The organism is Lysobacter antibioticus HS124, assembly GCF_000336385.2.
Lineage (GTDB): Bacteria > Pseudomonadota > Gammaproteobacteria > Xanthomonadales > Xanthomonadaceae > Lysobacter > Lysobacter firmicutimachus.
The window spans coordinates 1-11279 of the sequence record NZ_HG424480.1 but is presented as its reverse complement, the minus strand read 5'-3'; the positions used below and the strand labels follow the sequence as shown (position 1 = coordinate 11279).

At 70.6% G+C, this 11279-nt stretch carries 2 protein-coding genes; both read right to left on the bottom strand.

The window, feature by feature from the left end:
- Positions 1-1061, bottom strand: a 1061-nt coding sequence (locus TX83_RS08320; protein WP_261370064.1) for a condensation domain-containing protein, incomplete at its 3' end; no start/stop codon positions are given.
- Entirely contained in the window at positions 1058-11266 is a 10209-nt protein-coding gene (locus TX83_RS08315; protein WP_261370065.1) for a non-ribosomal peptide synthetase, read from the bottom strand. The genes TX83_RS08315 and TX83_RS08320, both read right to left, overlap by 4 nt.
- Between the last annotated feature and the right edge of the window lie 13 nt (positions 11267-11279).

The window sequence follows — 11279 nt, the reverse complement described above, 5'->3', positions numbered from 1 at the left end:
TGCGCCCAGGCCAGATGGAACAGGCTGGCCGCACCGACGCCGTGGGCGCGGGCCTGTTCGCGCAGGCGCCGGGCGAGGCCGGGGTCGAGTCCGGTACGGGCCTGGATCACGCCGCTGCCGTCGCCCTGCACGTCGCGCAGCCCGAACGCCACAGTGGTTTCGTCGACGTCGCCGAGTTCGCGGCGGAAATAGGCCTCGTGCTCGGGCTGCCCCATGCCTAGCCGGGCCTGGGCGACGAAGCGGCGGAACGGCACCGGTGCCGGCAACTGCGAACGCCGCCCCTGCAGGATCAGCATCACCTCCTGCACCAACAGTTCGGACGCGGTGTGGTCCAGGATCAGGTGATGATGCAGCAGCTGCAACAGCCAGCGGCCGTCGTCCGGATCCTGCACCGCGTGCCCGCTTAGCATCGGCGCGCGGCGCACATCGAGCCGGAATCGGCGCGGGTCGGCCTGCGTCTGCAGGTGCTCGGCCGCGCTGACGCCCGCCGCCGCGATCGACGTCTCGATCTTGAGCTCGGCGCGTCGATGCACCACCTGCACCGGTTGCTCCAGGCCTTCCCAATGCACCGAAGTGCGCAGGGTATCGTGGCGCGCGATCACTTCCTGCAAGGCATCGACGAAACGATCCAGGCGCTCGCGGCTGTCGAAGCGCAGCCGGGTCGGCATGACGTAGGCATCGCCCTCGCCTTCGCCATGCAGCCGGTGATGGAACAGGATGCCTTCTTGCAACGGCGCCAGCGGGTAAACGTCCTGCACGTTGCCGGCGCCGCCCGGCACCTGCGCCAGCAGCCGATCGATCGCGGCCTGGTCGAGTCCGGCCAACGGCAGCATCTGCGGACTGATCGCGGTCGCGCCTTCGTCGATGCGGTAATCGCCCCCCGCAACCGCACCGCGTTCGCGCAGCAGGGCGATCAGCTCGGACTTGCGCTCGCGCAGGGCCTCCACCAGCGCGGACTCGGCCAGCGCTTGCGGGTCGCCGAGCAGGCGCAGCCGTTCGCCGTCCAGGCGCAACGAAAGTCCGCGCGCTTGCAGCGTCGCCATCAGCTCGGAAGCGTTCATAGCTCGATTTCCTCCCATTGCGCCGTGGCGGCGGCGAGGTCGGCCAGGGTCGGCGCGTTGAACACCATCTGCACGTCGACCTGCAGTTGCTGTTCGCTCATCAGATGGATCAGCTGGATCGCCAGGGCCGAATGCCCGCCGAGCTCGAAGAAGTTGTCGTCGCGGCCGACTCGTTCGACCCCGAGCAGGCCGCCCCAGATCGCCGCCAGGCGGCGCTCCATGTCGTTTGCGGGGGCGGCGTAGGTCCGGTGCGCCACGCCGTCGTCGTCCGGCGGCGGCAACGCCTTGCGGTCCAGCTTGCCGTTGGCGTTGAGCGGCCAGGCATCCAGGACGACGTAGGCCGCCGGCAGCATGTAGTCCGGCAGCTGCGCGCCGAGCCGCTCGCGCAGTCCGGCCGGGTCCGGCTGCGCACCGGGTTCGCACAGCAGGTAGGCGATCAGGCGCGGATCGCCCGGGCGGTCCGCGTGTGCGACCACCACCGCTTCGCGCACACCCTCCAGCCCGGCCAGCCGCGCTTCGATTTCGCCCAGCTCGATGCGGTAGCCGCGGATCTTGACCTGGAAATCGTTGCGCCCCAGATACTCGATCGTGCCGTCGTCGCGCCAGCGACCGAGGTCGCCGGTCCGGTACATGCGCGCGTCGGCCCCACGGGCGAACGGGTCGCGAACGAAGCGTTCGGCGCTCAGCCCGGGGCGGTGCAGGTAGCCGCGGGCCACGCCGGCGCCGCCGATGAAAATCTCGCCGGGCACGCCGATCGGCACCGGCTCGCCGTGCTCATCGAGCACGTACACCCGGGCGCCGGGCATGGGACGACCGATCTGCGGCGCCGCCCCGGCGACCGGCCCGCAGGTGGCGTCGACACTGCACTCGGTCGGGCCGTACATATTGTGGAACACCACGGCGTCGGCCTCGGTCAGCGCCTTCCAGGCCGCAAGATCCAGCGCCTCGCCGCCCAGCAGCAGTTTGCGCATGCCGGCGCCGCGACCGCGCAGCAAACCGGCCGCTTGCAGCATGCGCAAATGCGAAGGCGTGCACTCCATGGCCTCAATCGCATGGCGCTCGATGTAGTCGAGCAAGGCCTCGGCATCCAGGCGGGTGCGTTCGCTCAGCAGATGCACGCTGCGGCCGAAGCACAGCTGGCCCCAGGCCTTGGCCGCCATGTCGAAACCGAACGAGGAATTCCAGGCGATGCGCCGACAATCCGGCGCCGGGCCATGGATGCGCTGTTCCATGCCGAGCAGGAAGTTGAGCACGTTGCGATGCTCGACCATCACCCCCTTGGGCAAGCCGGTCGAGCCGGAGGTGTAGATCACGTAAGCCAGATGCGACGGCGCCAGGCCGATTTCGTCCGGGTCGGGATCTTGCGCCGAAGCCTGCGCCCAGGGGGCCGATTCCGGCGCCTCGTCGAGCGACAGCACCGTGCAGCCGGCCGGCACCTGCAGGCGCGAACGCAGATGCGACTGGGTCAGCACCGCGATCGGCGCGCTATCGGCCAGCATGTGCGCCAGGCGTTCGTCGGGATGCACCGGGTCCAGCGGCACGCAGGCGCCGCCGGCCTTGAGCGTGCCCCACCAGGCTACGCCCAGCTCGAGGCTGCGCTCCAGGCACAGCGCGACGCGGTCGTCCGGGCGCAAGCCCAGGCTGCGCAAATGGTGGGCGATGCGGTTGGCCTGTGCGTTGAGTTCGGCGTAGCTCAGCGCTTGCCCGTCATAGACCAAGGCCGGCGTCGCCGGCTGCGCCGCAGCCTGGCGTTCGAACAGGCGGTGCAGCAGGTCCTCGTTGTCGGTCGTGCCGGAGGTGTTGAAGCCATGCACGACCCGCTCGCGTTGCTCGGCGTCGAGCAGGCCGATCCGCGCGACCGGCGCCGTTTCGTCGGCGACCATGCCACGCAGCATCGCCGCCAGTGCATTCCAGTGCCGGCGTACCGTCGCCTCGTCGTACAAGGCGGTGGCGTAATTGAACCGGCCGACGATGCCCGCCCCAGTCGGCTCCAGGTCGAGCGACAGGTCGAACTGGGCGTGACCGGCCTGCGAGGCCAGCGTGTCCAAGGCCAACCCATCCGCGATCAACCGTGTCGGCGGCGTGTTCTGCCACGCCAGGCGAACTTGGTAGATCGGGTTATAGGCATGCGAACGCGGCGGATTGACCGCTTCGACCACTTGTTCGAACGGCACCTCGCGGTGCTGCTGCGCCTGGAGCGCCACCTCGCGCGCCTGCGCCAACAATGCGGCGACGTCGAGACCTGGGTCCAGCTCGAAGCGCAGCGCTTGGGCGTTGACGAAGAAACCGATCAGCGGTTCGAACTCGGCGCGGTCCCGCCCCGCCAGCGAACTGCCCAGCACGACCTGCGACTGGCCGCTCAGCCGTCCCAGCACCGCCGCCCAGGCCGCCAGCACGACCATGTACAAAGTCGCGCCGTGGCGCTGCGCCAGGGCCGACAAGTCGGCGCTGAGCGCGGGGTCGAGGGCGACGTCGAAGCTGGCGCCCAGGTAATCCTGGCTGGCCGGACGCGGCCGGTCGGTGGCCAATCCGATCAACGGCGGCGCATCGCGCAGCCGATCCGCCCAGTACTGCAATTGAGCCTGCCATTGCGCCCCTTGCGCACGCTGCCGCTGCCAGGCCGCGTAATCGGCGTACTGCACCGGCAAGGCCGGCAGTGGGTCGGCGGTGCCGGAACGGAACGCTCGGTACAGAGTCGAGAACTCATGGGCCAGCACGCTCAGGGACCAGCCGTCGGCAGCGATGTGATGCAACGTCAGCAGCAGCACATGATCGTCCTGCGCCAAGCGCAGCAACTGCACGCGCAGCGGCGGTTCGCGCTCCAGATCGAACGGTGCCGCGGCTTCGGCGCGGCACAACTCTTGCAGGCCGGCTTCGTCGGAGGGTTCGAGGACGCGGTAGCCGATCGCGACGGGCGCTGGCGGCTCGATCCGCTGCCGCGGCTGGCCGTCGATGGCGAAGAAGCGCGCACGCAGCGATTCGTGGCGCGCGACGATACGGTCCAGCGCCGCCTGCAACGCGGCGCGGTCGAGTTCGCCGCGCAGGCGCAAGGCGCCCGGCAGGTGGTAGGCGGCGCCGGCCTGGGCGTCGATCCGGGTCACGTACCACAGCCGTTGCTGCGAATGCGACAACGGCAACGGCAGGCTGCGGTCGGCCAACGGAATGGGCGCGACCGCTCCGGGGACGGCGCTCGCCAGCTCCGCCGCCAGGTCGGCCAGGCGCGGCCGGAGGAACACCGAGCTCAGCGCCAGTTCCACGCCCAGGCGCTGGCGCAGTTGCGAGATCATCCGCACGGCCAGCAGCGAGTGGCCGCCGAGTTCGAAAAAGCCGTCGCCGCGGCCGATCGTGCCGACGCCGAGCAGTTCCGACCACAACCGTGCGAGGGCGATTTCATGCTCGCCCTGAGGCGGATCGAATGCGGCCTGCGCGTAGGCCGCGTCGTCCGGGGACGGCAGCGCGGCCCGATCGAGTTTGCCGTTGGCGTTGAGCGGCAGCGCCTGCAGGCGCACGAAGGCCGCGGGCAGCATGTAATCCGGCAGGCGCTCGGCCAGACGCGCGCGCAGCGCCGCCGGATCGGTATGCGCCTCGCCTCCGACCACGTAGGCCAGCAGGCGGCGGTCCTCGCCCTGCCCCGTCCCGACTGCCACCGCTGCCTCGGAGATTCCGTCCAGGCGCAACAGCTCGGCTTCGATCTCGCCCAGCTCGATGCGGAACCCACGCAACTTGACCTGCTGGTCGTCGCGGCCGAGGAACTCGAGCGTACCGTCGTGGCGCCAGCGGCCGAGATCGCCGCTGCGGTACATGCGCGGCGCCTGGGCATCGGCCGGCGCGAAGGGGTCGGCGGCGAATCGTTGCGCAGTCAGCTCCGGGCGATGCAGGTAGCCACGCGCCACGCCGGCGCCGCCGATCCAGATCTCGCCGATCCCGCCGACCGGCAGCGGCCGACCCTGCGCATCGAGCACGTAGATCCGCGCATTGGCGACCGGCCGGCCGATGCTGGCCGGCGCATCGTCGGCACGGCAACGCGCCACGCTGGCGTTGATCGTGGTCTCGGTGGGGCCGTAGGCGTTGGCCAGCGCCGGACGATGGCCGTCGCGACGCCACCAGGCCTGGAGTGCGGCCGCACCGACCGCATCGCCGCCGATCACGATCTGACGCAACCGGGCCGGCAGCGCCGCCGTGGGCGTCTGCGCCAGGCGCTGCCAGAACAGGGTCGGCAGATTGGCGATGGTCAGGCGGTGCCGGTCGCACAACTCGCACCAACGCTGCGGTTCGGCCAACCAGTCGTCGGTGCGCAGCACCAGCGTCGCGCCGTGGCTGAGCGCGCCGAAGATCTCCTCGCCGGCGACGTCGAAACTGAGGCCGGAGAACTGCAGCACGCGATCGTCGGGCGAGAATCCGTACAGCGCCTGCAGCGCCGCGATCTGATGCGAAAGTTGGCGGTGTTCGACCATCACGCCCTTGGGCGTACCGGTCGAGCCGGAGGTGTAGATCACGTAGGCCAGGTGCGAGCCGTCGCCGGCCCAGGCACGCAGGTCCGGCGCATGCGCCGGTGCGGCGGCCCACGGCGCGTGCTCCCAGGCGGTCGCGTCGAGCGCGATCGCGCTGCAGCCTGCCGGCGCCTGCAGACGTTCGCGCAAGGCGGTCTGGGTCAGCAGCGCCGCCGGCGCGCAATCCTGCAACAACCAGGCCAGGCGCTGATCCGGGTGGGCCGGGTCCAACGGCACGTAGGCGGCGCCGGCCTTGAGCGTGGCCAGCACCGCCACGATCAGCTCCGGCCCGCGCTGCAGGCACAGCGCGACCCGATCGTCGGCGCGCAGGCCCAGTCCGCGCAGGTAATGCGCCAGCCGATTGGCGCGCCGATCCAGTTCGGCATAGGTCCAGGATTCGCCGTCGTGCTCCAGCGCGACCGCGTCCGGCCGCTGCGCGGCCTGACGTTCGAACGCGGCCTGTACGAACGGATGCGCCGGCAGCGCCGTGCCGCCGTCGGCGAACTCGTGCAGCAGGCGCCGACGGTGCGGCCCGTCGAGCAGGTCGATCCGTTCGACCGGTTGGCGATCGTCGGCGGCCATGCCGCGCAGCATCGCCGCCAGGCTGTCCCACAGGCCGCGCACCGTCGCCTCGTCGTACAACGCGGTGGCGTAGTTGAACTTGCCAATCACGCGCTCGTCTTCGTCCTGCAGGTCCAGGGCCAGGTCGAACTGCGCGCTGGCCGGCAGACTCTCGACCCGCTCCACCTCCAGGCCGACCAGCTCCAGCTTCACCTCCGGAGTGTTGAGCCAAGTCAGCATCACCTGGAACACGGGCGCATGCGCCATCGAACGCGGCGGATTCAAGGCCTCGACCAGCCGCTCGAACGGCACCTGCTGGCGCTCCTGCGCCTGCAACGCGGCGTGCCGGACCTGCGCCAACAGTTCGGCCGCGCTCGCCGCCGCATCCAGATCCACCTGGATCGCCTGGGTGTTGACGAAGAAGCCGATCAGGGGCTCGATCTCGACCCGGTCGCGGCCGGCGTGCGCGCTGCCGATCACCACCCGGCGCTGACCGCTGTACCGCGCGACCACCGCCGCCCAGGCCGCCAAAGCCACCATGTAAGGGGTCGCGCCGTGGCGCTGGGCCAGGTTGCGCAAGGCTTCGCTCGCCGCCGGGTCCAGGCCGACCTCGAGGCTGGCGCCGCGGTAATCCTGCAACGGCGGTCGCGGCCGATCGGTCGGCAGCGCGACCAAGGCCGGCGCGCCGCGCAAGTGCTCGACCCAGGCCTGCAGTTGTTCCTGTGCCTGCGGCTCGGCCAGCCGTTGCTGCAGCCAGACCGCGTAGTCGGGGTAATGCACGGGCAGCGCCTGCGCGATCGCCGCCCGGCCCTCGCGCCGGGCGCTGTAAGCCTGCGCGACTTCGCGCATCAGCACGCTCAGCGACCAACCGTCGGAAACGATGTGGTGCATCACCACCAGCAGCACGTGCTCGTCGGCGGCGACGCGCAGCAGGCGGCCGCGGATCGGCGGGCCGGACGCGAGATCGAAGGCCTGCGCCGCGGCCTCGCGGCACAACGTCTCGATCTGCGCCGGGCTGAGGCCGCTGGCATCCTGCTCGGTCAACTCGAAGCCGCGCGGTGGATCGATCACCTGCCAGGGCTGACCGTCGACGGCGACGAAACGCGTGCGCAGCGATTCGTGACGCTCGACCACGCCGTCCAAAGCGCTGCGCAAGGCTTGACGATCGAGCGCGCCGCGCAGGCGCAACGCCCCGGGGATGTGGTAAGCGACGCTGGCCTGCGGATCGACGCCGGCGATGAACCACAGCCGTTGTTGCGCAGGCGACAGCGGCAAGGGCTGCGAGCGGTCGGCGGCCGGAATCCGGCTGCCCAGGGGCTGGACGGCCGGCGCGACGCTCGCGGCCGCGGCCACCGTGGCGGCCAGTTCCGCCAGGCGCGGCTGGACGAACAGGGTCGACAACGCCAGTTCGGCGTCGAAGCGCTCGCGCACTTGCGAGATCAATTGCACCGCCAGCAGCGAGTGTCCGCCGAGTTCGAAGAAGTCGTCCTCGCGTCCGACCCGATCGACGCCGAGCAGTTGCGACCAGATCGCGGCCAGCGCCCGCTCCCACTCGCCCTGCGGTTCGACATAGGCGCGGCGGCCGTAGTCCTCGCTGTCGGGCGCCGGCAAGGCCTTGCGGTCGAGCTTGCCGTTCGGCGTCAGCGGCCAGGCGTCCAGAGTCACGTAGGCCGTCGGCAGCATGTAGTCCGGCAGGCCCTGGCTCAATTGCGCGCGCAACTGCGCCGGGTCGGGCTTCGCTGCACCGGGCTCGGCGATCAGGTAGGCGACCAACTGGGTTTCGCCTGCCCGCTCGTCGCGGGCGAGCACGACGGCTTCGCGAACGCCGTCGATGCCGATCAGTCGCGCCTCGATCTCGCCCAGTTCGATGCGGTAGCCGCGCACCTTGACTTGGAAGTCGTTGCGGCCGAGGTATTCGATGCTGCCGTCCTCGCGCCAGCGGCCCAGGTCGCCGGTCTTGTACATGCGTCCGCCGCCGCGGCGGTCGAACGGGTCGGCCAGGAAGCGCTGCGCGCTCAACGCCGGCCGCTGCAGATAGCCGCGAGCGATCTGCACGCCGCCCAGGTACAACTCGCCGGCGACGCCGACCGGCACCGGCCTGGCGTGCGCATCGAGCAGATAGACGCGGCTGTTGCCGATCGGTTTGCCGATCGGCGGCAAGTCTTCCCAGTGCTCGGCCGGGCCGCTCAGCGTGTGCGCGGTGACGACATGGCTCTCGGTCGGGCCGTAGTGGTTGTGCAGGCGCGCCTGCGGCTGGCGGGCGAACAGACGCCGGATCGCCGGGGTGATGCGCAATTGCTCGCCGGCAGTGATCAGGTCCTGCAGCATCGGCAGCGGCTCGGCGCGCTGCGCCCACAGCTCGCTCAGGCGGTTGAGCGCGATGTACGGCAAGAACAGGCGTTCGATCGACTCCTGCGCCACCCATTCGGCCAGCGCCGGCAAGTCCTGACGCAGTTCCTCGTGCAGCAGCACCAGGGTGCCGCCGCTGCCGAGGGTGCTGAAGATCTCCTGGAAGGCGACATCGAAACCCAGCGCGGCGAATTGCAGGGTGCGCGCAGGCTCCGGCAATTGCTCGCGCTGCCAGGCCAGCAGGTTGACCAGGCCGCGATGCGGCATGGCCACGCCCTTGGGCTCCCCGGTGGAACCCGAGGTGTAGATCACGTAGGCCAAGTGCTCGGGCTTGAGGCCCAGCTCGCCGCCGTGCACGTTGGCGGCCGAAGCCTTGGCCCAGGCCGGCATCGCGTCGTCGAGCAACACCAGCGCGGCTTGGTCCGGCAGCAACCGCGGCAGCAGACGATGCTGCGTCAGCAGCGCCGCCGGGCGGCTGTCGCGCAGCATCTGCGCCAGCCGTCCGTCCGGATGGGCCGGGTCCAGCGGCACGTAGGCGCCGCCGGCCTTCAGCGTGGCGAGGATCGCGACCACCATCGACAGGCTGCGTTCGACGCAGATCGCCACGCATCGATCGGGCCCCACGCCGAGTCCACGCAGGTGCCGCGCCAGGCGATTGGCCTGTTCGTTGAGCGCGCGATAGCTCAGCTGCGCGCCGTCCAGCTCCAGCGCGACCCGTTCCGGATGCGCTGCCGCCTGCTGTTCGAAGGCCTCGTGGACCAGCGCCGGCGCGGCGTAGTCGCGGCGAGTGTCGTTGCAGTCGTAGAGCACGCGCCGCCGCTCCGCGGCCGGCAGTGCATCCAGCGCGCTCAGCGGCGCATCGGGCGTGCGTTCCAGCGCTTCCGCCAAGCCGGCCAGCGCCTGTTCGACGAAGCCGGCGACGCGCTCGGCCGAGACCGCGGCATCGACCTGCACGGTCAGTTCGAATCCGCGCCCGGTGTCGTCGACGTGCAGACTGAACGGATAGTTGGTGCGGTCGTGCACATCCAGCAGGCGCACTCCATCGAGCACCCGGGTCAGCGCGGCGCTGCCGACTTCGCTATGGCGGTAATTGAGCAGCGCCGAGAACAGCGGCGTATGCGCTTCCATTGCGCTGCAGCGCTGGGCCAGGGCCAACGAGGCGTGCTCGTGGCGCAACAGGCCGCTCAATCGCTCGTGGGTCTCGCGCACGGCCTGGCGCACGTTGCGGCCGGCGAGCCGCAAGCGCAGCGGCAGCGTGTTGATGAACATGCCGATCGCCCGGTCGGCGCCGCCGCCGTGCATGCGTCCGAACAGCACCGTGCCGAACACCACATCGTCGCGCCCGCTGCACTGGCCGAGCACCTGCGCCCAGGCCAGGTGGAACAGGCTGGCCGGGCCGACCCCGTGCGCCGTCGCCTGCCAACGCAGGCGCGCCGCCAGTTCGCCGGACACGGCGCGCTGGACCTGTTCGATCTTCGAACCGTCGCCCTGCACGTCGAGCAATCCGAACGGCGCGGTCGGTTCGTCCAGGTCGCCGAGCATGGCCCGGAAATAGGCTTCGTGCTCGGCTTCGCCGATGCCGAGCCGTGCCTGGGCGACGAAGTCGCGGAACGGCGCCGACGGCGGCAGTTCGGCTTCGTCGCCGCGCTCGATGGCGGCGATTTCTTCGACCAGTTGCTCCAGGGTGTTGTGGTCCATCACCAGGTGGTGATAGCTCAGCAGCAGCAGCCAGCGCTCGCCGCGGTCGGCGCGGGCGGCATGCGCGTGCATCATCGGTGCGCGGCGCACGTCGATACGCGCTCCACGCACCTGGGGATGCTCGCGCAGCCGCTGCTCGGCCGACTGCGGCCCCGGCGGCAATTCCAGCGTGCGAAGATCCAGCACGGCGCGGCGCCACACCACTTGCACCGGCTCGGGCAACCCCTCCCAATGCACCGCGGTGCGCAGGATGTCGTGCCGCGCGAGCACCCGCTGCAAGGCGGCGACGAAACGGTCAAGGCGGCCGCGATCGTCGAATTCGAGCAGGGTCGGCAGGACGTAAGTGTCGCGTTCGCGCTGCAGCAGGTGATGGAACAAGATGCCCTGCTGCAGCGGCGCCAACGGATAGATGTCCTGGATATTGCCCGCGCCGCCCGGCGTGGTGCGTACGATGCGCTCGATCGCCGCATCGTCGAGCGCGACCAGCGGCAACATGGCCGGCTCGATCGTCTCGCAACCGGGCGGAATCCGGTTCGGCGGCACTGTCACCGTCGTCGCCTCGTCCGCGCCGCCCTGCACCGCCGCGGCCAACCCGGCCAAGGTCGGATGAGCGAACAGCGAACGGATGTCGCTGGACCAGCCGTGCCGGCGCAATTGTTCGAGCAGGCGGATCGCCAGCAGCGAATGTCCGCCGAGCGCGAAGAAATCGTCGTCGCGGCCGATCCGCTCGACGCCGAGCAATTGCGACCAGATCGCGGCCATGGCCTGTTCGACCTCGCCCTGCGGTTCCGCATAGGCGCGACGACCGAGCGCCCCGCCATCCGGCGCCGGCAGCGCATTGCGGTCGAGTTTGCCGCTCGTAGTCAGCGGCCAGGCGTCCAGGGCGACGTAAGCCGCCGGCAGCATGTAGTCCGGCAGGCGCCGGCTCAGTCGCTCGCGCAGTTGCGTGGCGTCCAACCGCGCTGCGCCGGGTTCGCCGATCCAGTAGGCGACCAAGCGGGGTTCGCCCGCACCGTCCTCGCGTGCGGTCACCACCGCCTCGCCCACGCCGTCCAGGCGCATCAGCTGCGCTTCGATCTCGCCCAACTCGATACGCTGGCCGCGCAGCTTGACCTGGAAG